The 22,682-nt window shown below is 48.5% G+C and carries 19 protein-coding genes; 11 read left to right on the top strand and 8 right to left on the bottom strand.

Going from position 1 to position 22,682, the window contains the following annotated elements; translation table 11 throughout:
- Positions 1-6: 6 nt before the first annotated feature.
- On the top strand, positions 7-492 hold the full coding sequence (gene petD / locus RIF25_RS04560; protein ID WP_015126155.1) for a cytochrome b6-f complex subunit IV: 486 nt from the start codon (positions 7-9) through the stop codon (positions 490-492).
- A 1,175-nt stretch (positions 493-1,667) separates the two neighbouring features.
- Complete coding sequence (locus RIF25_RS04555) at positions 1,668-2,768, top strand: AI-2E family transporter (protein ID WP_322877364.1); 1,101 nt, start codon at positions 1,668-1,670, stop codon at positions 2,766-2,768.
- Positions 2,769-2,789: 21 nt separating this feature from the next.
- Here the strand turns inward: RIF25_RS04555 and fni are convergent, their stop codons facing one another.
- On the bottom strand, positions 2,790-3,845 hold the full coding sequence (gene fni, locus RIF25_RS04550; protein WP_322877363.1) for a type 2 isopentenyl-diphosphate Delta-isomerase: 1,056 nt from the start codon (positions 3,843-3,845) through the stop codon (positions 2,790-2,792).
- A 129-nt stretch (positions 3,846-3,974) separates the two neighbouring features.
- On the opposite strand from fni, the gene rpiA reads away from it, so the two are divergent.
- The 7 genes from rpiA to polA all read left to right on the top strand — a co-directional run bounded on the left by rpiA (position 3,975) and on the right by polA (position 12,924).
- A complete protein-coding gene (gene rpiA / locus RIF25_RS04545; RefSeq protein ID WP_322877362.1) occupies positions 3,975-4,682 on the top strand; it encodes a ribose-5-phosphate isomerase RpiA in 708 nt (235 codons plus the stop codon).
- A gap of 8 nt (positions 4,683-4,690) precedes the next feature.
- The gene (locus RIF25_RS04540; protein WP_322877361.1) at positions 4,691-5,089 is read left to right on the top strand and encodes a hypothetical protein; all 399 of its coding nucleotides are present in this window, start codon (positions 4,691-4,693) and stop codon (positions 5,087-5,089) included.
- Between the two features lie 146 nt (positions 5,090-5,235).
- On the top strand, positions 5,236-6,711 hold the full coding sequence (locus RIF25_RS04535; RefSeq protein WP_322877360.1) for a mechanosensitive ion channel domain-containing protein: 1,476 nt from the start codon (positions 5,236-5,238) through the stop codon (positions 6,709-6,711).
- Between the two features lie 54 nt (positions 6,712-6,765).
- Complete coding sequence (locus tag RIF25_RS04530) at positions 6,766-8,058, top strand: homoserine dehydrogenase (protein ID WP_322877359.1); 1,293 nt, start codon at positions 6,766-6,768, stop codon at positions 8,056-8,058.
- 149 nt (positions 8,059-8,207) lie between these two features.
- Positions 8,208-9,044 carry a hypothetical protein gene (locus RIF25_RS04525; protein WP_322877358.1) on the top strand — a complete coding sequence of 279 codons (837 nt, stop codon included), beginning with the start codon at positions 8,208-8,210 and terminating at the stop codon, positions 9,042-9,044.
- Between the two features lie 8 nt (positions 9,045-9,052).
- Positions 9,053-10,054 (top strand): pentapeptide repeat-containing protein, encoded by a 1,002-nt coding sequence (locus RIF25_RS04520; protein WP_322877357.1) that lies wholly within the window; start codon positions 9,053-9,055, stop codon positions 10,052-10,054.
- Positions 10,051-12,924, top strand: coding sequence for a DNA polymerase I (gene polA / locus RIF25_RS04515; protein ID WP_322877356.1), 2,874 nt, complete (start codon positions 10,051-10,053; stop codon positions 12,922-12,924). Before RIF25_RS04520 ends, polA begins: the two co-directional genes overlap by 4 nt.
- A gap of 32 nt (positions 12,925-12,956) precedes the next feature.
- Here the strand turns inward: polA and pstB are convergent, their stop codons facing one another.
- The 4 genes from pstB to pstS form a co-directional block, all read right to left on the bottom strand.
- Positions 12,957-13,754 (bottom strand): phosphate ABC transporter ATP-binding protein PstB, encoded by a 798-nt coding sequence (gene pstB / locus RIF25_RS04510; RefSeq protein ID WP_015126145.1) that lies wholly within the window; start codon positions 13,752-13,754, stop codon positions 12,957-12,959.
- Between the two features lie 25 nt (positions 13,755-13,779).
- Positions 13,780-14,631, bottom strand: a complete 852-nt coding sequence (gene pstA / locus RIF25_RS04505) for a phosphate ABC transporter permease PstA (protein ID WP_322877355.1) — start codon at positions 14,629-14,631, stop codon at positions 13,780-13,782.
- A 93-nt stretch (positions 14,632-14,724) separates the two neighbouring features.
- Positions 14,725-15,675 (bottom strand): phosphate ABC transporter permease subunit PstC, encoded by a 951-nt coding sequence (gene pstC, locus RIF25_RS04500; protein ID WP_322877354.1) that lies wholly within the window; start codon positions 15,673-15,675, stop codon positions 14,725-14,727.
- Between the two features lie 9 nt (positions 15,676-15,684).
- Positions 15,685-16,764, bottom strand: coding sequence for a phosphate ABC transporter substrate-binding protein PstS (gene pstS, locus RIF25_RS04495; protein ID WP_322877353.1), 1,080 nt, complete (start codon positions 16,762-16,764; stop codon positions 15,685-15,687).
- 612 nt (positions 16,765-17,376) lie between these two features.
- Here pstS and RIF25_RS04490 point away from each other — a divergent pair.
- Positions 17,377-18,426, top strand: a complete 1,050-nt coding sequence (locus RIF25_RS04490; RefSeq protein WP_322877352.1) for a PstS family phosphate ABC transporter substrate-binding protein — start codon at positions 17,377-17,379, stop codon at positions 18,424-18,426.
- Between the two features lie 25 nt (positions 18,427-18,451).
- Here the strand turns inward: RIF25_RS04490 and RIF25_RS04485 are convergent, their stop codons facing one another.
- A complete protein-coding gene (locus tag RIF25_RS04485) occupies positions 18,452-20,203 on the bottom strand; it encodes an N-acetylmuramoyl-L-alanine amidase (protein WP_322877351.1) in 1,752 nt (583 codons plus the stop codon).
- Between RIF25_RS04485 and RIF25_RS04480 the strand changes: the two genes are divergently transcribed.
- Entirely contained in the window at positions 20,202-21,257 is a 1,056-nt protein-coding gene (locus tag RIF25_RS04480; RefSeq protein ID WP_322877350.1) for a YheT family hydrolase, read from the top strand. The two genes, RIF25_RS04485 and RIF25_RS04480, sit on opposite strands and share 2 nt — an antisense overlap.
- A 127-nt stretch (positions 21,258-21,384) precedes the next feature.
- On the opposite strand, the gene RIF25_RS04475 is transcribed toward RIF25_RS04480, so the two are convergent.
- Together RIF25_RS04475 and RIF25_RS04470 are read right to left on the bottom strand one after the other, a co-directional pair.
- A complete protein-coding gene (locus RIF25_RS04475; protein WP_322877349.1) occupies positions 21,385-21,807 on the bottom strand; it encodes an adenylyltransferase/cytidyltransferase family protein in 423 nt (140 codons plus the stop codon).
- Positions 21,804-22,625 (bottom strand): LicD family protein, encoded by an 822-nt coding sequence (locus RIF25_RS04470; protein WP_322877348.1) that lies wholly within the window; start codon positions 22,623-22,625, stop codon positions 21,804-21,806. The genes RIF25_RS04475 and RIF25_RS04470 overlap by 4 nt, the downstream gene beginning before the upstream one ends.
- Between the last annotated feature and the right edge of the window lie 57 nt (positions 22,626-22,682).

Raw genomic sequence — 22,682 nt, 5'->3', positions numbered from 1 at the left:
TCACCTATGGCTAAGATTGTTAAACAACCGGATCTCAATGATCCCGCTCTGAAGGCCAAGCTTAAAAAAGGGATGGGCCATAACTATTATGGCGAACCGGCCTGGCCCAATGATTTGCTCTATATGTTCCCAGTTGTGATCATGGGTTCTATTTCCCTATGCATTGGCCTGGCGGTTTTAGACCCGGCCATGATTGGTGAACCCGCTAACCCGTTTGCGACCCCCTTGGAGATTTTGCCGGAATGGTATCTATACCCTACCTTCCAAATTTTCCGAGTTGTCCCCAACAAGCTCTTAGGAGTCTTGATGAATGGGTTCATCCCCTTGGGCTTGATCTTGATTCCCTTTATTGAGAATGTCAACAAGTTTCAAAATCCCTTCCGCCGCCCTGTGGCCACTACTGTATTCCTCTTTGGAACCTTGGTAACAATCTGGTTAGGTATTGGCGCTTGCTTACCCATTGATAAGTCCTTGACCTTTGGCTTATTCTAAGACCTGCTTAATTTTTAATTGCTGATCATGCCTCCTAGATTTTTTCAGGGGGCATTTTTTGTGAGTAAATTAACAAAAAAATATTTTCTTTACACTAGTTATTGGAGTCCCAACTTAGGTAATTAGCAGCCAACTGATACAAATAATTAGTATTCCAGCCTTGGTAAAAACTATCAAAAATTTAAGAACAACTGGCTTCACCTCTAAAACTGGTGGAGTCAGGACAACTCTGGTTCACTAACTCCCATAAGTCATGAATTATCCTACATCAATCGAATTGATTAAAACTGCGGATGAAATAGGCCATCAAACTACAGCAAGATTTTTATATCTATAAACTTAAATGGTGATATGAAGTCTTAGTTAAACGCCCGTGATGTTGAGATAACTATGGATATGAAACATGAGGATCGCGTTCAATATTTTTCGGCTGCTATTGTCAGCTCATTGCCGATGTATATCCCTTAATTACCATCATAGGCTCACCAGTTTTTTAGGTTCAGCTAACTCTAGCTGTATTCTCCCTAATCGCCATCTAGCCAGTCCATATAGCAAACAGTAATGATTCGTGAGAATAGCCTAGAATTATCTATCCCTGCAAAGTTTTGGTTTCATCCTAGGATCAAAGAGGGGGGATTCTTTACCAAGGCTTTTAATGATCAGTTATTCTCACAAATGAAGACAGACTGATATATAGGGTCAATAGCATTGAAGAATACCCTTTTGTCTAGCAGTCAAAGCAGTAATAGTTACTAATCATTAAAGATATGGCGTGCTATTGATTCGTTAACTTGAAACAGTCATCCCAAGACTTGAAATGATAGGTTTTGCCTTAAGTAAATCAAGCTAAGAGGATCTGGCTTTCCAGATTTAGTTGAGATGGCTTTATCTCACCAGCCCAATTGACTCTTTTTTCACTTTTTCAAGTTTTTATTGCTTGCTTTTATGCCAAGTCTTTCCCCATTCAATCCGTTGCTCTAGTTGCTCAAATGTCATCCTGACAAAGATTTTAATCTCTTTTAGATACTGACAGATATAGTTGTGGGTATAGCTCATATTTTAGGCAGAAGTTCTTCAATTTTAAAGTTATCGGCACAGTAGAGTATGTAATTTTTATTATATTCTGAAGGTATCTTGTGGATTGCATTATTTTTAACGATTGAGGAGCAATCACTATGAAGTTGGGGCAATGGCTGGGGTTAATTATCACCTTAGTTTGTCTGTATGTCCTCTGGGAAATTCGCCAAGTGCTTTTACTGGTCTTTTTGGCCGCAGTCTTGGCCACCGCCCTCAATCGGATGCAGCGACAACTCCAGGCCTGGGGATTAAAAGCTAAGTTAGCTCTCCCCCTGACGATTCTGGTGGCCTTGGGGCTAGTCTTGGGATTTTTTGTCCTGATTGTGCCGCCGTTTCTCCAGGAATTTCGCCAAATTGCTACGCTTGCTCCGAAAGGGGTGGCCCAACTGGAAACTTGGTTAGATCAAGCTGGTACGGTTATTCCCGGCCTGGGACGACAGGATCAAGCGCTACCAGAACGATTAGTCAGCCAACTTCAACCGTTTTTAGAAGAAATTTTTGGCAACTTTTTTGCCCTCTTTTCCAATACCTTGACCGTGTTTTTAAACCTCTTGCTGGTCTTGGTCTTAACGGTGATGTTGGTGATCAATCCTCAGCCCTATCGCCAAGGGTTCATTCGGCTCTTTCCGGCCTTTTATCGCCGCCGTATAGACAATATTCTCACCCTCTGTGAAGCCAAACTCCTGGCCTGGTTGACAGGGACGGGAATCAATATGATCGCCATTGGGGTGGTTTGTGGCTTGACCTTGGCGGTGCTGGGGGTACGATTGGTGTTTGCGAATGCAGTCCTAGCAGGAATTTTTGAGGCCATTCCGACCATCGGCCCCGTCTTGAGCTTAATTCCACCGATGTTAATTGCCTTTGTGGATGATCCTTGGAAAGCGGGGGCGGTGTTTGTGGCCTATATTGTGATTCAGCAGTTGGAGCAGTACCTTTTAGTGCCGGTGGTCATGGCCCAGCAGGTCGAAGTTTTACCAGCCATGGCTCTTTTGGCCCAGTTGACCTTTGCCCTTTTCCTCGGGTTTATGGGCTTGCTCTTGGCCTTGCCCTTGTTGCTGGTGGGACAGATTTTATTTACAGAAATTATCATTAAGGATATTTTAGACCCCTGGCAATTAGCGGAACCTGAGCCAGAGTCCCCTCAATACCTGGAATTAGAACCTTTGTTGGAAGCCCAAACTCCGCCCCTATCGGAATAGGAAGCCGAGATTTGTCCTTGCCTAAGTTGAAACGCTCTCTAAACAAGCAGCAGCCTGGAATTGGGGAATGGTAGGATTTCCGGTGCAAAATAGGGCCGTAGCGATCTCGGCCTGGAGAATGTCAATTAAATCAAATAAACAGGCTTCGGATTCATAGGCGGCTTGTAACAAGGGCCGGGCTAACCCCACCAATGACGCACCTAAGGCAATTGCTTTGGCCGCATCCAGGCCATGGGTAATTCCCCCCGAGGCAATTAGAGGCACAGTCGGAAATTGTTGATGTATCGCCACTAAACAGTCAGCAGTGGGTATCCCCCAGTCTGCAAAGGTTTGCCCTAAACGTTGTTGTCGCCAATCCTGTCCCCGCGCCCCCTCGACTTTCGCCCAAGAGGTTCCCCCCGCCCCGGCCACATCAATGGCTGCCACTCCGGCCTGGAGGAGTTTTGCGGCCATCTCCCCAGAAATGCCATTCCCCACCTCTTTGACAATTACGGGTACTGGGAGTTCTAAACAGAGTTGGCTAATTTTGGGTAACAGGCGGGCAAAATTGCGATCACCGTGGCTTTGGACTGCTTCTTGGAGGGGATTCAAGTGCAAAATCAAGGCATCAGCCGCAATCAAGGAAATAATTTTTTCACAGGCCCGCGTATCACAACCATAGTTCAACTGGACCGCCCCCAAATTGGCAAACAGCGGCACATCCGGGGCAACATCGCGAATCGCAAAGGTATTGGCCAAATCCGGTTTTTCCAAGGCGACCCGTTGTGACCCCACTCCCATCGGTATCCGAAATTTTTGGGCGGCCTGGGCTAGTCGGCGGTTGATTGTCTTAGCTAAATCGGTTCCCCCGGTCATGGAAGAAATGAGCAGTGGCGCACCCAGTGAATGGCCGAGAAAGGTCACTGCCAAATTCACATCCGAGAAGTTAATCTCCGGCAGACACACATGGCGGAGGCGATACTGTTCCAGGCCAGTGGTGACTCCCTCACAGGCAACGGCATCATCCAAACACAACCGCAAGTGATCTGCTTTGCGCCCCTGAATATCATCCCCAGAACTATCTTGGTTTGCCAGCATACTCTGCCTCTACCCCGCCAGCTATAATCTACTGCGATTTTTGGGGCCTGGGGAGTTGGCCTGTCCCTTGACCTGAGACAATAAAAACGCGTTAACATCACCTGCAAATCTGAAGTTCAAGGAGTCCCCATGAGTGCAGAATCCGTGACATTAATGAAGCAAGCAGTCGCCCAGGCCGCGGCCCAAGAGGTGAAATCGGGGATGGTGGTTGGCCTAGGAACGGGTTCGACAACCGCGTTTGTGATTCAGTTTTTGGGGGAGCGGCTCAAGTCCGGGGAACTCAGCAATATTGTCGGGATTCCCACCTCGTTCCAGGCCAGTGTTCTCGCTAAACTTTACGGCATTCCGCTGGTTACTCTGGACGATGTGGAGCGGATTGATATTGCCATTGATGGAGCCGATGAGGTGGATCCGGACAAGGTTTTGATCAAAGGGGGCGGGGCAGCCCATACGCGGGAAAAAATTGTCGATGGCCTGGCGGAAGAATTTTTAGTCGTGGTGGATAGCTCCAAACTGGTGACTGAATTGGGGTCAACGTTTCCGGTGCCGGTGGAGGTGTTGCCATTAGCCTTGAGTCCTGTCACCCGTGCTTTGACCAATCTGGGGGGTGAACCCGTGTTGCGGATGGGGGTGAAAAAAGACGGGCCGGTGATTACAGATCAAGGCAACATGGTGATTGATGTCAAGTTTGCCACCATTCACGATCCCGCCGAGTTAGAGAAAACAATTAATAATATCCCTGGTGTAGTTGAAAATGGTCTCTTTGTTGGCCTGGCAACGCGAATTTTTGTGGGTGAACTCGTTAATGATCAACCTGTGGTTCGAGAAATTAAGTAGACTCTGATATGCCGATTAATCTCAAAACTATCCAAGCGCGACTGGACGATAGTGCAAACACTGGGTTATTTCGAGCCGAATTAGAGTTATATCAGGTGCAATTTGAGGCCTATTTGCTCCAGCGTCTGCGGCCGCGAACTATTCGCCAACATATGGCCGTCATCGGGATGCTGATTGACTATCTCTGTTGGGATTGCCAAGTCACCGATTTTAGTCAGATTCGGCGGGGGATGGTCTGTAGTCAATTCCGGCACTGGCATTGTGGACATACGGGGGACTTAGAAAGCCAAGTCAAAACCTCGGTCAAGAAATTCTTTACTTACCTGCTCGAATGTCATCAGATTCCAATGGGTCAAGATGTAATCAAGGGCCTGGAGATTAAGCTCAAAACTAGGGTTCTGTTTTAGATGAGGTGGAGTTCAAGAGAGTTAGATGTAGCTTAGGTTCTGATTGGGTGAGAAGAGCCTTTGTCAGATGATGTTTCTCGGGATAACTGGGCTATGGGAGTGATTGATCGGGCATTCAAGTCTTAGAGAAGATCTGGAGCATGGAGATGAGTATCAGTGATTTTTTGCATATCTGGGATCGGGCAATTTTTAAGCTGGGCAATCAAACAATTACGATTGCTTGGATCATCAGTTTAGCCTTAACCCTGGTACTTTTGGGACTAGGCATCATTTACTGTAAAAAGTTTCTCCGCAATTGGTTATTGGTTAAGTTAGGGATTAGTCGTGGCAATAGTGTGGTGATTTCCACCTTACTTACCTATGGTTTGGGCGCAATCATTGCTGTGATTATCTTGCAGGTTTATGGCCTGGACATTACCTCCTTAGCTGTGGTCTTAGGGGGCTTAGGGGTGGGGATTGGCTTTGGCTTGCAAGACCTGACTAAAAATATTGTCAGTGGTGTGACTCTTCTTGTTGAAAATAAATTACAAGTGGGCGACTATGTGGAATTTAGTGGACTGACGGGGTACATCAAAGAAATATCCATGCGTTCAACTATTATTACTACATTGGACGGGGGCGATGTCATTTTACCCAATAGCACGTTGACCACGAATGAAGTTTTAAATTGGAGTTATCGCGACTTTTCTGGACGTATTCGTTTACCTATTACTGTCGCTTATCGTTCTGATCCGGTGTTAGTAACCGAAACCTTACTGTATGCTGTCCATAAACATCCGGCTGTCCGACGTGAACCTCTCCCACGGGTGATTTTTAAGGGCTTTGGCGACAGTGCCTTAGAATTTGAAGTCTGGGCCTGGGTGGATCGGATTGATAATGCTTTAACGATTAAAAGTTCCTTAAATTTTACGATCAATTACTATTTTCGCCAGGCCGGTATTGAAATTCCTTTTCCCCAACAAGATATTTGGTTCCGAAATCCAGAAACTCTCCGCCCGCCCACTCCAATTTCTCCAGAATTCTTGGCCTCACCGCTCGGCGAGCTGAATCATAACAATCATGACCCAGGCCTGGATAGTTCTACTTGCAGTGAAACACTCCCCAACTATAGTCTCCGAGAATGCTTACACCGAATTCCTTATTTTCAAACCTGTAATGAACTGAGTGTGCTGCAAATCATTCAATCTGGGTATCGTAAGTTTTTGTCCCGACATTCGATCCTATTTCAGGCAGGTGAAGCAGCCGATGCGATGTATGTCCTACTGTCTGGTGAAATTGAATCTTTTTCCCATAAACTAAATCGGCGCATTAAGGTTTACCAGGCCGGCGAAATGTTTGGGGAAGTCCCTGTTCTCCTCAATTTTCCCTATATTGTTGATGCTCGCGCCCTAACAGATTGTCATATTTTTGTCATTCCCAAAGTCCAGCTAGAAACCCTTCTTAAAGTTGCGCCCTATTTTGCTGAAATTGTGACTCAGGAAATGATCAGTGAGAGAGAACTCTACGATCCAGTTCAACAGAAACTTGAAGAATTAGGACTCTTTAAAACAATGGAGCAAAAAGATGTCTTGGCCTGGGTGCGGACTCGGGTAAAAGAACTTCTAAGCCTCTCGAGCAATTGATCAGGCTCTAACTTTACAATTAAAGGGAAGAATCGCTATCTGGGTAAAGACATCGTGGTGTATCAATTGGGGATTTTGGGCCTGGGAACTGTGGGGGGAGGTGTCGCACAGGTCTTATTAACCCCGGAACAGCGTCATCCGCTCCTGCAAGAGCTGCAAATTAAAAAAGTCGGTGTGCGCGACCTTGACAAGCCCAGGCCAGTGAACTTCCCCCCAGAAATCTTAACGACAGATTTGCAGAGTATTGTCCAAGATGCAGAAATTGACATCGTGGTGGAACTCTTAGGGGGTCTGGAGCCAGCCCGGACTTTGATCCTAGAAGCCATTGCCCAAGGGAAACATATTGTCACGGCCAATAAAGCGGTCATTTCTCGGTTTGGGGACGAAATTTTTACCGCCGCCAATCAGGCCGGGGTCTATGTGATGCTCGAAGCGGCTGTGGCGGGTGGAATTCCTGTGATTCAACCCCTGAAACAATCCCTCGGCGCAAATCGGATTCACACGGTCACAGGGATTCTCAACGGGACAACCAACTATATCCTGACCCGGATGCAGCAGGAAAAGGGCGACTTTGCCGAGATTTTGGCCGATGCCCAACGACTAGGCTATGCCGAAGCAGACCCCAGTACCGACATTGATGGCCTGGATGCCGCCGATAAAATTGCCATTTTGGCTTCCTTAGCTTTTGGCGGCCGGATTGCCCGTGATGAAGTCTATTGCCAAGGGATTCGTTCCGTCACTGCCGTAGATATTGCCTATGCTGATAAGTTGGGATTTGTAATTAAGCTCCTCGCCATTGCTCATCGAGATTTTAGCCAAGCTGACAATGCATTAGAACTGCGCGTCCATCCCACTTTAGTCCCCTTAGATCATCCCTTAGCCAGTGTGAATGGGGTTCATAATGCCGTATTAATTGCTGGCGAACCCCTCGGAGAAGTGATGTTTTATGGGCCGGGGGCCGGGGCTGGGGCAACTGCGAGTGCAGTGGTGGCTGATTTAATTAACATTGCTGCGCTTTTACCGATGGGAAATCAAAGTCATCCGCTCTTAACCTGTACCCATGATCATTACTGTCCTATTGTGCCCTTAGCCCAGGTTTCTAGCCGTTTCTATGCTCGCCTCTTAGCGGAAGATCATCCAGGGGTTCTCGGAAAATTAGGCACTTGTTTTGGGAACTATGGGGTGAGTCTGGAATCCCTAGTACAGATTGGCATTAAGGATGATTTAGCTGAAGTTGTGGTCGTTACCCATCACGTCTGCGAAGGAGAGTTTCGCCAGGCCTTGGATGAAATTAAAAGTCTGATCTCTGTGAATCAGGTTGCTAGTGTGTTACGAGTCCTGGCGTAGGTGGCCCTAGGAATATTGGCATTCGTTTTGCAAGCCTTTCTGACTCCAGAGCAGTTTGTGTAACGCGATATACGCAAATCCAGCAACCCAAAACATTTCGGTTTATGATCAAAAAATTATCCGCTCTGCACTAGGCCAACTCCCGATCCATGAACGCCAAACATCTCCAACAGGCGATCCAGGCCCTAGAGCAAGACTCACAAACTCTGCGGATCCGAAAATTTTTGTTTGCTACCGCTACCCGCAAATGGCCGCGTCAGGCCCCAACAAAACTGGCTGAAATCCCGATGAGTCAATTGGTTTTAGCTAACCTGAAACAATATCCCCAGGCCCCTCTCCTGGATAAGGCAATTAAGCGGCTGCTGGCCAGTTTGAACAAAATAGAGGCCTATAAACCCATTGCCCGACAAATATTAACCGTCCTCCTTCCCCTCTATGGGCAAACCGAAGTCGCCAACACCTCACCTCTGCTTACCATGCCAGCCCCGGCTACCAGTCCGCCCCCCGCAACCCCGGCGATGCCTGCTACGCTTTGGTTTGATTTACGCCACGATGTCACCCGTTACATTACGCCACTGCGGGTTAAGATTTTGGTGTTTGCGACCCTGTATCATCAGCCCGACCTGAATTATGCCGCCGATTGGCAGGAAATCTACAGCTTGGTCTTAACCGACCTCTTAGCCGATTTGTTTGTCCAGTATCCCAGTTATGATCTGCTCAAAAAACGGGTTATTGGGGTAGCCCAGGGCCTAGAACCGACTCAGGATTACCTCGCTGCCGCCGACCGCCTTTTACGCACGATTCAGCCAATTTACCAACGCTATGGCATCCTATCTGTGCCCCCAATCCCCCGCCCCCCAGCAACTCCGCCCCAGATCGCCGTAGTCCAGGCCGCGCCCATGCCCCACTTGGAAACTGTTGTGGTCAGTGAGGATAGCGATGAGGATGCCACCTGTGTCTTTTTTCCCCGCCCCAATGATGGTTGAGAACGGCAATGAGTAATTTAGAGGCCGCACAACTTTTGGACTATTATGCCGCGGGCCAAACTGACTTTTCCCAGGCCAACTTGGCAGGAATACAACTGGCGGGGGTGGATTTAATCGGGGTTGATCTCAGTGAAAGTAATCTCTGTGGGGCCAATCTTTCCTTTGCCTTGTTGGGACGGGCCAATTTTAGACGGGCCAATTTAGCGGGGGCCGATTTACGGGGGGCGAACCTAACCCAGGCCGACTTGACGGAATCCCGACTCCAAGAGGCTAACTTACACGGGGCCAGTTTAGAAAAAGCCATCTTAGTGGGGGCCGATATTACCTTGGCCGACTTGACCGATTGCAACTTAATTGAGGCCGATTTACGCCAAGCCAACCTGAGTAGTACACGGTTTGTCGGGGCCTGTTTACGGGGGGCAAACTTACGCAAAGATAACTATCAAGAACGGACTGTCCTGCGGGGAACGGATCTGGAAAAGGCTGATTTTCAGAGTGCGAACTTGGCCGAAGCGGATCTGGCCCGGGTGAATTTGACGGGGGCTAATCTCAAGGAAGCAAATTTACGGGGAGCCGATTTAATCGGAGCAAACCTGGAACGGGCTTATTGCCAAATGACGCGCTTAACGGATACAAATCTGAAGAAAGCCGGCCTGGCCTGGGCGAATTTACGGGAAGCTAGATTTGATCGGGCCCAACTCCAAGAAGCGGATTTCTTCCAGGCCGACTGCTACCAGGCCAACTTTTCCAATGCCCATCTGGAGCAAATCATTGGGGAAAAAGCCAACTTCACCCAGGCCATTTTTACCAAAGCGGATCTACGCCGGGCCAATTTACGGGGCAGTACCTTAAAAGAAGCGCGCCTCATTGAAGCCTATTTAGCCCGCACCGACTTAACCGGGGCTGATTTAACCGGAGCCAACTTAATCCGGGCCGAAATTAGCAGTGCCTTGCTCTTGGATGCCAATCTTACCGATGCCACGATGCCCGATGGAAGTACCTATCAATGACGATCCCCAACTCCACATTACTTTTAGTTGACGGGCATTCCTTGGCCTTTCGTTCCTACTATGCCTTTGCCAAGGGACGGGATGGGGGCCTGCGAACTTCGACGGGCATTCCGACTAGCATCAGCTTTGGCTTTTTGAAAACCCTCCTCGAAGTCATCCAGACCGAGCAAACCGATCACCTCGCCGTTGCTTTTGATTTAGGGGGGCCAACCTTCCGCCATCAAGCCGATAGCACCTACAAGGCCGGCCGACCAGAAACCCCGGCTGATTTTGAGCCAGACCTAGAAAACTTACAACTGCTCCTTCAGGCCTTGAGTGTTCCGGTTTTAGTCTCTCCCGGGTATGAAGCCGATGATGTGATTGGTACCGTTGCCCAACAGGCCAGCCAAGCCGGATTAAAGGTCAAAATTGTCAGTGGCGATCAAGATTTATTTCAACTGATTGATCCAGAAAAAGGGATTTCAGTTCTCCATCTCAGTTCAGCCTTTGCTAAAAGTACCACTGCTGCCAAGGAGTTTGGCCCAGAAGATGTCAAAAATAAGCTCGGCGTTTGGCCGGCCCAAGTGGTGGACTATAAAGCCCTCTGTGGGGATACCTCCGACAATATTCCCGGCGTGCGTGGGATTGGCCCCAAAACCGCCGTTCAGTTAATTGAGCAATTTGAAACCCTAGAAAATATCTATGCCCATTTGGATCAGATTAAGGGGGCTACCCAAAAGAAACTCAAAGAAGGCTTAGATTCGGCCCGCCACTCCCAATTCATGGCCCAAATTGCCTTGAATGTCCCGATTGAAGTGGATTTAGCCCATTTAGTCTTAGGAAATTTTGATTGGCCCACCCTCAATGAACTGCTGGAAAAACTGGAATTTCGGGCAATTAAAGCCTCATTACTAAATCTCCATGAGAAAGTTAGCGGTGAATCAGTCCCAGCCGAGCCAGCCGAAGGATCAGCAACCAGTGGGGACGATTGGTTTTTTTCAGCGGACGATACAAGTCAATCTCAAGCTCCGAAATTACAGGTTCAAATTATTGATCGTGCCGATAAACTAGACCAACTGCTGGAAATTTTGCAGGATCAAACGGATCTGGATAAACCCGTGGCCTGGGATACAGAAACCACCTCTCTCTCACCTCGGGATGCTCAATTAGTCGGAATTGGCTGTTGTTGGGGGCCTGGCCTGGATCAAATGGCCTATCTTCCCCTTGGACATACCACCGGGCCAAACTTAGAACTAGCCAAAACGTTAGCAAAACTTCAACCGATTTTAAGCGACCCGAAATATCCAAAGGTTCTCCAAAATGCCAAATATGATCGGTTAGTTTTACAGTTTCAGGGAATTGAGTTAGCCGGAGTTGTATTTGACCCAATGCTGGCCAGTTATGTGATCAACCCGGAAGGTAGTCATAATTTAACGGATATTTCTAGTCGCTATTTACCCATCCGAGCCTTAACCTACAGTGAACTTGTCAGTAAAGGCCAATCTCTTGCTGATGTTAGTATTTTTGAAGTGGCTCAATACTGTGGCCTGGATGTTTATACGACCTATTTACTCGTTGATCCCCTCCGCCAAGAACTGAGTCAAACTCCCAAACTATTAGAATTACTCACCCAAGTTGAACTGCCCTTAGAACCCGTCTTAGCGGCCATGGAAACCGTCGGGATTCGGATTGATGTGGACTATCTTAAACAACTTTCGGAACAACTTAATCACCAACTCCATCAACTAGAAACCCAGGCCTATGAACTGGCGGGATTTGATTTTAATTTAGGGTCTCCCAAGCAGTTAAGTCAGTTATTATTTAATACCCTTGGCCTGGATATCAAGAAAACCCGTAAAACCAAACTGGGCTATTCTACCGATGCCGCCACCCTCGAAAAACTCCAAGGGGATCACCCGATCATTGACCTGATTTTAGAACATCGCACCCTAGCCAAACTGAAATCAACCTATGTGGATGCCCTACCGGAACTAGTCAGACCCGATACCCACCGTGTTCATACGGATTTCAACCAGGCCATTACCGCCACCGGCCGCCTTTCCTCTTCCAATCCAAATCTGCAAAATATTCCCATCCGCACCGAGTTTAGCCGCCAAATTCGGGCCGCCTTTATTCCTGAACCGGAGTGGATTTTAGTGTCCGCTGATTACTCTCAAATTGAGTTACGGATTCTCGCCCATCTCAGTCAGGAACCCCGCTTAATTACGGCTTATCAAAATCAACAGGATGTCCACACCTTAACGGCGCAGTTGTTGCTGGAAAAAGAAATCATTACTCCAGAAGAACGACGACTGGCTAAAATCATTAACTTTGGCGTGATCTATGGCATGGGCGCGCAACGATTTTCCCGAGAAGCTGGTGTGAAACTAAATGACGCAAAAGACTTTATTCAGAAATTCTATGACCGTTATCCTCAAGTGTTTTCCTACTTACAACAAATGGAATATGAAGCACTGGCTCTAGGATATGTTGAAACGATTTTAGGACGGCGGCGATATTTTAATTTTGATAGTCCCGAACTTAAAAAACTCCAAGGCAAACCCATTTTCGAACTAGCCGAAATTGACACCAACAAACTCAAAATGTCTAACTTTGAACGCGGACAACTGCGGGCAGCGGCCAATGCGCCAATCCAAGGCTCCAGTGCCGATTTAATTAAAGTGGCCATGATTAAACTCAACCAGGCCCTCCACCCCTACCAGGCCAGAATCTTGCTGCAAGTTCACGATGAATTAGTTATGGAAATGCCCAAACATGAGTGGCAGGAACTCCAACCCCGAATCGAAACCACGATGGCCCAAGCGATTCCCTTGTCTATTCCCCTCGTTGTCGAAGCCCACCCCGGCCCCAACTGGATGAGTACCAAATAGCAAGAACTAGTCAAACACCGGGATAATTCGCCTTAACCAAACCGACCACTGACGTACTGCTGAGTTGCTTCCTGTTGCGGACTGTGGAAGATATTTTTCGTTTGGTCATACTCCACTAAATAGCCATACCGTTTCCCCTTATCCGAAAGCGTGGCATTAAAGAAGGCCGTCATATCGGAAACACGGGTTGCCTGCTGCATATTGTGAGTCACGATGATGATCGTATAGGACTGCTTTAACTCATTGATTAACTCTTCCACCTTCAGGGTCGAGATCGGATCCAACGACGCACAAGGCTCATCCATCAACACCACCTCTGGCTGAACCGCAATCGCTCGCGCAATACATAAGCGTTGTTGTTGCCCCCCAGAAAGAGCCAAGCCACTGGTTTTTAACTTATCTTTGACCTCATCCCACAATGCGGCCTGGGTTAGTGCGCGCTCGACAATTTCATCCAAATCTCCTTTATGCCGATTCACCCGCACCCCATAAACCACATTGTCATAAATAGATTTAGGGAAAGGGTTAGGCTTTTGAAACACCATCCCAATTCGCCGCCGCAATTCCACCGGATCCACTTGGGTCGAATTGATATTTTGCCCATCAATGAGAATTTCTCCCTCAGCCCGGAAACTATCAATTAAATCATTTAAGCGATTAAAACAGCGAAGAATGGTACTCTTGCCGCAACCCGAGGGGCCAATAAAGGCGGTCACTTGCTGCTTCGGGATTTTAATCGAAACCTCTTGGACAGCTAAAAAGGAGCCATAGTAGACATTAAGATTACGAGTTTCTACGGCAGTTTCAGCAACAGGATGAGCGGAAGTCATAAGCAATAAATCCCAAACAGAACAGTTAACGGCGGCGGGTGGCCAAACGAGAGATGATGCTAGTAATTAAAACCAGGATGACTAATAAAAACGAAGCGGCCCAGGCCAATTCTTGCTGATTTTTAAAGGGCACAATCGCAAAGTTATAAATCAACACAGCCAAGGAAGCAGTAGGGGCCAATAAACTCTGACTCCAAAACTGAGTAAACAAAGCCGTAAAGATTAAAGGAGCCGTTTCTCCCGCCGCCCGCGCTACCGCTAAAGTCGTTCCCGTAATAATTGCCGGAGCCGCCGCTGGTAAAATTACCCGTAAGGTCGTCCAATACCCCGAAGCTCCCAGGCCCACCGAAGCCCAGCGAATATCTTGAGGAACAATTAACAAGGCCTCATCCGTTGTCCGAATAATGGTTGGCAGCATCAACACCGCCAAGGCCGCCGCACCGGCAAAAGCAGAATAAGTCTTTAAGGGAACAACCAAGGCCGCATAGGCAAACACGCCGACAATAATCGAAGGGACACCGTTCAAAATATTTGTGGCAAAGCGAATCCAACGGGCCACCCACTTTGGGGCAAACTCCGATAAAAAGACAGCCGCTCCAATCCCAATCGGCAAACTGATAGCAACCGCCATGCCGACCATCGTAATAGTTCCAACAATGGCATTAGCAAAACCTCCACCCGGAACCATCGGCGGCGGCGGCAATTTTGTGAACAAGGCCAAACTAAACCGACTTCCACCCTGCCAAATCACATAAGCCAAAACCGCAATCAAGGGAACAACCGCCATCACAACACACAGGCCAGTCAAGAAGGTCATCACCCAACTAAAGAGTGTCCGGCTGGTAAACTTTTTGTCAAAGGCAGAAACAGCGGTCATAGGTGCAAGGGGGGAAAGGGCAGATAAGCTCAATTAAACAGAGTCAGGAAATTTATAAATTTATTCAGTCAGATTACGCCACAGCACAACGACCTAGAACTTTTTGACTTGCATGACAATCAACTCGGCAATCACGTTCACCACAAAGGTCATGAAAAACAAAACTAATCCGGCATACATTAGGGCTGAAACCTGTAAGCCGCTGGCTTCGGCAAATTGACTAGCTAAGAGGGAGGCCACCGTATTCCCAGGTGCAAACAGGGAAATATTCACCTGATTGGAATTGCCGATCAACATCGTCACGGCCATCGTTTCACCCATCGCCCGCCCTAAGGCTAAAATAATCGCCCCGATAATCCCTGAAAATGCCGCCGGTACCAAGACCCGAAAAATTGTTTCCCACCGAGTTGCCCCCAGGCCAATGGAGGCTTGCCGCAGTTCGGGGGGGAGAGAAGCCAAAGAATCCCGAGAAATCGCCGTAATAATGGGCAAAATCATGATCGCTAAAACCACCCCAGCCGGAAGCAGGCCAGGCCCAGTCGGTTGGGTTGAAAATAGAGGAAACCACCCGGCCGCATTGTGGAGCCAACCACCAAAATCTCGCAAAATTGGGATCAAGACAAAAATACCCCAAAGCCCATAAACCACACTGGGAATGGCTGCCAACAGTTCAATCAAAAAGACTAGAACAGTTCGTACCGCCACCGGGATGAAGTTTTCACTGAGGAAAATTGCAGTTCCCACCCCAATCGGCACCCCCAATAAGAGGGCAATGGCACAGGTGACGAAAGTTCCATAAATCACAGGTAATGCGCCATAAACACTCGTCACCGGATTCCAACTTTCCGTCACCAGAAACCCCAGGCCAAACTGTGAGATCGCCGGACCTGCTTCAATGGCTACTCGAAGACCAATAAACAGCAGTAAGAGGGCAATCCCATAGGCACAAATGCGGGTCAACCAAATAAAACCGCGATCCACAAATTTTTCTTGGGGAGTCCGCGGTTGGGCAATGGGCGGGGCCTGGGGTAGAGAAGTCGTCATAAACGGTTCCTAGGGTTTAATTGTCTCTAGCGCGGTTTTCACACGGGTCACAACAGATTCTGGTAAGGGGATATACCCCAAGGCCGCGCTATCCTGTTGTCCGGTGGTTAAGCCATACTCCATCGCTGCTTTAAAAGCTTTTACCTTCTCAGGATCACTGTACTCTTTGTAGGCCAAAATCCAGGTGTAGCTGACAATCGGATAGGACTTTGCCCCTTCCGGATCGGCAATGAAGGCTCGCAAGTTATCCGGTAACTCCACTGCCCCCAACGTTTCGGTAAAGGCTTCTGGGGTTGGCTCAATAAATTCACCCGACTTGTTTTGGAGAACTGCCATCGAGAGGCCATTTTGTTTGGCATAACCGTATTCGATGTAGCCAATCGAGCCAGGAGTTTGTTGAATCTGGGCAGTCACCCCCTCATTCCCTTTGGCCCCCACACCCACCGGCCATTGGACAGTTTTGCCTTCGCCAACTTTTTCTTTCCACTCTGGGCTAGCAGCCGCCAGGTGCATCGTAAACACTCCAGTTGTGCCACTACCATCGGAACGATAGACCACTTGGATGGGTTTCTCAGGAAATGTCACCGCCGGATTATCTTTTGCGATAGCAGGATCATTCCAGGTTTTAACTTTCCCCAGTAAAATATCAGTGAGTAATTGCCGGGATAATTTAACTGGTTCCTTAACTTCAGGGAGGTTATAGGCCATCACAATTGCCCCAGCCGTCATGGGTAGCATCACCACACCCTGGGAGACCTTAGCAATCTCATCGTCTTTCATGGCCACATCGCTGGCCCCAAAGTCCACCGTACCTTGGGTAAATTGTTGGACTCCAGCCCCGCTACCTACAGATTGATAAGCCACGGTGATGTTCGGATACTTTTGATTAAAATCAGCAAACCATTTCTGATAGAGAGGAGCCGGGAAAGTCGCACCTGCCCCACTGAGAGCAACCTGACCTGAGACCGGGGAGGTGGATTCACCCGTACCCGTTGTTTCTTGACCGCCGCCACAGGCCACCAAGGAAATACTCATGGTCAAGCCGGCCAGTGTGGCCAGGAATCGAGATGAATTTACTTTAAAGATCATGATCCTCAAACACCAAAAAACATCAAGTGTGAAGTGCCCAGAATCAGAAACATTGGGGAGATTCTGTAAAAAGGGATACAATCACGAAAATCTAAACCTACTTCACAGGCTTGACGATACCCGGATTTCGTAAAGATCAGGTTAAGAGGAGGGGGATTAAAAAAACCTTAAAGAAATGTCTCGACTGCTGGGGCTAGTCTGCCTGGCCTGGGCATCTGGAATGAAGCTGCCTAAACCCCTCTAAAAGCCTTGAGATGCGCCTCTACCCCTCAACTCAATTGGTCATCCAATTGCAACTATGAAAATATCCTTAAAGATGTCCAAAATTAATTTGACCTTAACGCGGCCTGGGGAAAATTTTTACTGTATTTGTCCATCAACCCTCATCCCAGCCTTGCCCTAAATTATTTGCCGTCTCTCTAATTTTCACTGTTCTTACGGAGATTTCACTAAATTTTCGTTACAGTTTCCCCTCTCTCCAACGAATCGGCTATCCTCGAGATGAATCAAGAAAAATTGATATAAATGTGTTTCCTGATTGAGTCCGTTAGCTCCTAATCCGCTCTGCCAAATTTTCCCTCTCTTACCTCTTCAGGACTGTTTGAAGACCTTATGCGTAAACTTCTATCCCGCTTCCTGCATTCATTTCTCAGGCTTTGGCCCCTAGCTCTAGGGATAGCTATTTTGGTGGCCTGTGGTTCGCCGCAGTCGCAAATGAGTCAAGAGCCGATTAAGATCGATGGCTCCAGTACCGTATTTCCGATTACCAATGCCGTTGTGGCAGCCTTTCAGGAAACTCCCAAGGGGGAAAATGTCACGATTGAGGTGCAATTTTCCGGGACTTCAGCGGGATTTCGGCAATTCTGTGCTGGGGATACCACCATTAGTAATGCCTCGCGCCCAATTTTAATTGCGGAGATGAATACTTGCATTAGCAATGGAGTCCCGTTTATTGAACTGCCTGTGGGGTTTGATGCCTTAACGGTGGCGGTGAATCCGGCCAATACTTGGGTGGATCAGTTGTCCGTAGCTGAACTGAAAATGATATGGGAAAAGGCCGCTGAAGGAAAAATTACCCGCTGGAATCAGATTCGCCCCAGTTTTCCTGATCAACCTTTAGTTTTATACGGGCCTGGGGGGGATTCGGGGACGTTTGATTATTTCAATGAAGCGATTATGGGTGATGCCAAAAATTCCCGCACCGACTACACCGGCAGTGAAGATGATGATGTGATTGTCAACGGTATTGCGGAGAATCCTAACGCCCTAGGCTATTTACCCTTTGCCTTTTTTGAAGCCAATCGAGGCCGCTTAAAGCCAATTCCCATTGATAACGGAAAGGGGGCGATCTTACCCTCGCCTGAGTCAGTCCAAAATGCCCAATATCAACCTCTTTCCCGACCCTTGTTTATTTATGTCAATGCCAAGGCTGCCCAAGATCATGAGTCACTCAAGGAATTTGTCGAGTTCTATCTCAAAGAAGCCGCTAATTCAGTGGCGAAGGTTGGCTATGTCCCCCTGCCAGAGGAAGCCTATCAGTTGGCCGAGCTGCAGTTTATTCGGGGGGAAGTTGGCACCGCATTTAATGGCGCACCCGAACCAGATATTACGATTACCGAAATTCTGCGCCGCCAAACCCTCTTTCAAGCTCAGGGGTCTTAAGGCAAACCTACCCCAGGCCTGGACATTATGACCTTTGAGTGCGCTGTAACCAGGCCACGATGCCATCAGCAAGAGTCTTAGCTAATTGTTTTTGGGCTGTCTCATCGGCAATCCATTCAAATTCCCAGGGATTGATCATAAACCCCAACTCCAGCAGCACAGCCGGGGCAACAGTGGGCCGAGTCAGGGCTAAATTATTCCAAAACACCCCATACCGCGGCCGATTTAATTGCGTGGCTAAATAGTCCTCCAGAAAAACGGCCAAACTATGACTCTGGGCCTGGTACCAAAATGCGCCAATTCCCTGGGTTTTGAGGGCATCCCCTTGATCCGGCAAAGCATTGTAATGGAGGCTAAGGGCGAGGGTGGGTTCACTGGCTTCAATGGCCATAATCCGCTCGGGTAAGTCTAAGTCCTTGTCTGTCGTTCGAGTTTGAATAACGGTGGCCCCTCGGTTGCGGAGTTCAGTTTCTAGGAGTTTGGCCAGAATCAGCGTAAATTTTTTCTCAGGGTCACCCGTTGGCCCAATCGCGCCTGAATCTTCCGGTCCCCCATGCCCCGCGTCTAAGAGGATTTTCATGCCCACTAAGGGTTGTGCTTTGGGGCCCAATTGCGGTGGATGTCTTAGGCCCAAAACCAAGGTCGTGCCTTCATAGCGGAGACGATAGCCCCATTGCTGTTGGTGATGGAGTTGGAAGCGATAAACAATCTCCCCAGGCCCCGTTTGCTGCCAATCCAAGCGACTAATGACGGGATCAGCATCGAGGCGAATTACATCGGTTTGGGCGGTGGTATTAAAAAGCTTGAGGGTAAACGTTTTTTCGCCCACATCTACGGCCAAGGGTACAGGCACTTCTAGGGGAAACCGGATTTCTGTCCAACCGGGGATTTGGCGACTGGTAATACTCCGAATGATAGATCTCGTCTGACTGCTGGAGGGTAAGGGTTGGGTTTCACTTTGGTTAATCCAGGCCCCGTAGTTGAGGCGGAACCAATCGCCGGTTTGACCTGTGACTATGGCGTAGGTGCTGGGAGGTAAGGGGGTAAGGCGGGCATAATCGGTGCTGGGGCCAGTGCGGGCAATTCCTCCGAGGGGGCGAATGACTTGAACCGGGCGCAGTTGGCTAGGGTTGAGAATTTGCACTGTCCCTGGAGCCAGTTGGGATTCTTGCCGGGGGCCTGTAAGTTGAAATTGGGGGCGGACGTAGTCACCGGGTTGGTCAAATTGGGTACAGCCGCGAAACATGGAGATTGGATTAGGCTCAGGCTGGTTGGTTTGGGTCAGGGCCGCACTGTTGGGGGGGAGTTGGACCGGTGTGGGGATTGGGAGTAAGGGCAGTTTTTGGGAACTAATCTGGACGTGCAGGGTGCTGTTGGCTGGGGCCTGGGCCGCAAAACAAATCGGTTCATGGGGTAAACGACTCAAATTTCGGGCGGGTTCGAGAATGGTTAATCCGGTGATCGGGGTGGGTTGGGGGCGAGTGATCCGGAGAATTTGGGTTTGAGTCCCGGCCTGGATGCGGAGTTGATTTTCGCCATATTCTAAGGGAATACTGGGGGCAAAATGGCCAGCCGGGGAGCGTTGACTAATCACTTGACCATTGACAGTAACCACTTGTTGGGGTGGGGCTGTGCCAATAATAAAAATCTGGGGAGCCGTGGTTTGATGGGCAACGGGTGGATAGACGATCCGTAAGCTACTTTGATCCTGAGCCAGCAACTGCATCACCATCAATCCCCCCAGGCCGGTTAATCCACTTCCCATTTGCCACCCCATGCCCGACTCCCCGCCGGATTTTCCTCCCTATTATCCCCCGCTGCTTTTACGTTCTGGCCTGGTTCATACCCTCTACACGGCCTTAATTCATGGGCGTAACTGGCAGACTTTAACTTCCATAACCCAGCCACCCTATCGGGAGCATATTTTTCAAGGTGCTCAAAATGTCCCCATTGCGGCCTGGATTGCTGCCCCAAAAGCCCCAATTTCCCCCGGGACGGTGATCGCTACCTACGGGATTACGGGAGAGCTAACTAACCAATGGTATCTGCAAATTTTCGGGCGCAAGGCCTGGGATCAAGGCTATGGGGTGATTTTGTTTGATTGGCGCGGCCACGGTAAAACCGGCCAACTGTCTCCAACCTTGACTTCCGATGGCCTGGATGAAGGGGGGGATTTTGTTGCCATTGCCGAACAAGCCGCTGGCCTGGGGTGTCCGCCGCCCTATTGGTTCGTGGGGTATTCCTTGGGGGGACAATTAGCACTTTGGGGAAGTTACAGGGGTGAAATAAGAGATAACCCGGATATTGCAGGGGCGGCAGTTATTTGTCCGAGTTTAGATTCCTTGCGCTCCTTGAAGTATTTAGTCAAAACCCCTTGGGGCCGGGCTGTGGAACGCGCGATTACTAAACAACTCAAAATTCTGGCTGACAATCTTTATACACACCATCCCCAGGCCTTGGACTTAGGGGCGATTCAACGGGCCAATAGTATCTGGGAATTTGATCAGGAGTTGGTAATTCCCCGCTTGGGTTTTAATTCAGTTCCCGAATATTACCAGGCCAGTAGTCCCTTCCGATTTTTGGATCAACTACAGCGACCTGTCTATATCCTCTATGCCGCCGATGATCCCCTCTTTGATCCCAGCATTATTCCCGACTTACAACAGGTCTGCCACCACAATCCCGCCTTGCATTTACACTTAACTCAATATGGCGGCCATGTCGGCTACTTAAGTGATCATCGGGAACAAAAACGCTGGGGGGATCTGGATGGTTGGTGGGCCTGGAATCGGGTCTTGGCCTGGTTTAGTCAGCAATTATCCCAAGGATGAATGGAGCCGTGATTACCTCTTCGCTATCCCCGTTGAGTCTGTGTTTCCCCTAATCTACTGACCTAGGCCGATGTTATGTCCGCCCTCTAGCTAACCAGTGACTCCTACAGGAGTGTTCTGCTTTGAGCTAAACCAAGGTTGATAAACGTTTTATCTCGGTGGTAGAAATCCATGGTGTTCGCTCTAAATAGTAAACCTGACAATAGGGACGCAGAAAATCATACTCACCAAGCCAATCACTCCCCATGATGACTAAATCTACATCGCAGGCCTGGATAAACTCAATTTTTTCTTGAATAATTTTCACTCTCCCTTGGCCATCAATCTTGCCCCCATGACGTAATACTTGATCGACATACCGAGTATGAAGTAGCATTTCCCGGCGAATTTCAAAGGAATAGAAGGGAGTTTCTTTTCCACCGGCCATGACGACCTCATCCGTTGCCAGGCCAACAATAATGTGCGCTGCCATTTCCGCCATCCGAGCCAGCAACCGCAGATGCCCATAATGAAGCAAATCAAAACAACCAAACGTGATCGCCGTGGTCATGATTGCCGAATTCGATAAGCGTGTTGAAAATGCCGCCACCGTTGAGTCTCATCCGGAATTTCTAGATAATCTTCGCCATAGCGGGTTTTAAGAAACTGGTTCAGATGTCGCGGAATTTTCACAGGCACTTGATGGATGTGGCTCATTTGGGTGGGGAAAATTACTTCAAACGGGTACTTTCCACGCCAAGGACGACCGACAGCCCCAGTCACTAATCCTTGCTCCTGAATCCATAAACGCCTGTCCCACTCTAAGATGTAAGAAAAAAATATCTTTTTTTGAAAATTTTCAAAGAGAGGTGCGACTTTCAACCAACAAATTATCTTGCTGATCCATCGTTTCCAGGCCACAGGTGATTGTGATGGTTCTGGCCTCGCTAAAACTCCAATCACTCGGTCAAGCAATTTTGAGAACTTACCCGGCCAAATCATCATCGGCACAATGTCGATAAAAACTCCTGCTGAGCTTGTATCCCTAGCCCCAGATAGATGGGTTGAAGTATCAAAGACATTAAAAGTTGGAAAATAGGAGGAGCCTTTGAGAAATGTGGCGTAGGGTGGGGGGAGATGGGAAAAAATCTCAGGCAATCGCTGCCAATCTCGGGCCCAAACCGCTAAATCCAAATCATCATCCCAAGGCACGAATCCATGATCATGACGAGCAATGCCCAGGCAGCCACCCCCAATTAAGCAATAATCCAGGCCATGGTGATCAAATAATTCTGTCACCACCGCCAGCATTGATAGGAGAGTTTGATGCACCTCCACCAAGCTCATTGGCTCTAAATGCCCATCAGACTCTAGGGTTTGTTCAGTCATGCTCCCCAAGACTTCATGGAATCGAGAAAGATTGCAACCTAAGCCCGCCCTCCCTGA

The sequence above is a fragment of the Pseudocalidococcus azoricus BACA0444 genome (assembly GCF_031729055.1).
Taxonomy (GTDB): Bacteria; Cyanobacteriota; Cyanobacteriia; order Thermosynechococcales; family Thermosynechococcaceae; genus Pseudocalidococcus; species Pseudocalidococcus azoricus.
Note: the sequence above shows the minus strand (reverse complement) of the source record. Positions and strands in the feature narration are given on the sequence as shown.

Coding starts and splice junctions, on each gene's coding strand:
- RIF25_RS04470 (WP_322877348.1), bottom strand. CDS start 22,625: ATGACTGAACAAACCCTAGAGTCTGATGGGCATTTAGAGCCAATGAGC.
- pstS (WP_322877353.1), bottom strand. CDS start 16,764: ATGATCTTTAAAGTAAATTCATCTCGATTCCTGGCCACACTGGCCGGC.
- RIF25_RS04525 (WP_322877358.1), top strand. CDS start 8,208: ATGAACGCCAAACATCTCCAACAGGCGATCCAGGCCCTAGAGCAAGAC.
- rpiA (WP_322877362.1), top strand. CDS start 3,975: ATGAGTGCAGAATCCGTGACATTAATGAAGCAAGCAGTCGCCCAGGCC.
- petD (WP_015126155.1), top strand. CDS start 7: ATGGCTAAGATTGTTAAACAACCGGATCTCAATGATCCCGCTCTGAAG.
- RIF25_RS04485 (WP_322877351.1), bottom strand. CDS start 20,203: ATGGGGTGGCAAATGGGAAGTGGATTAACCGGCCTGGGGGGATTGATG.
- pstC (WP_322877354.1), bottom strand. CDS start 15,675: ATGACGACTTCTCTACCCCAGGCCCCGCCCATTGCCCAACCGCGGACT.
- RIF25_RS04520 (WP_322877357.1), top strand. CDS start 9,053: ATGAGTAATTTAGAGGCCGCACAACTTTTGGACTATTATGCCGCGGGC.
- RIF25_RS04480 (WP_322877350.1), top strand. CDS start 20,202: ATGCCCGACTCCCCGCCGGATTTTCCTCCCTATTATCCCCCGCTGCTT.
- pstB (WP_015126145.1), bottom strand. CDS start 13,754: ATGACTTCCGCTCATCCTGTTGCTGAAACTGCCGTAGAAACTCGTAAT.
- RIF25_RS04535 (WP_322877360.1), top strand. CDS start 5,236: ATGAGTATCAGTGATTTTTTGCATATCTGGGATCGGGCAATTTTTAAG.
- polA (WP_322877356.1), top strand. CDS start 10,051: ATGACGATCCCCAACTCCACATTACTTTTAGTTGACGGGCATTCCTTG.
- RIF25_RS04555 (WP_322877364.1), top strand. CDS start 1,668: ATGAAGTTGGGGCAATGGCTGGGGTTAATTATCACCTTAGTTTGTCTG.
- fni (WP_322877363.1), bottom strand. CDS start 3,845: ATGCTGGCAAACCAAGATAGTTCTGGGGATGATATTCAGGGGCGCAAA.
- pstA (WP_322877355.1), bottom strand. CDS start 14,631: ATGACCGCTGTTTCTGCCTTTGACAAAAAGTTTACCAGCCGGACACTC.
- RIF25_RS04475 (WP_322877349.1), bottom strand. CDS start 21,807: ATGACCACGGCGATCACGTTTGGTTGTTTTGATTTGCTTCATTATGGG.
- RIF25_RS04540 (WP_322877361.1), top strand. CDS start 4,691: ATGCCGATTAATCTCAAAACTATCCAAGCGCGACTGGACGATAGTGCA.
- RIF25_RS04490 (WP_322877352.1), top strand. CDS start 17,377: ATGCGTAAACTTCTATCCCGCTTCCTGCATTCATTTCTCAGGCTTTGG.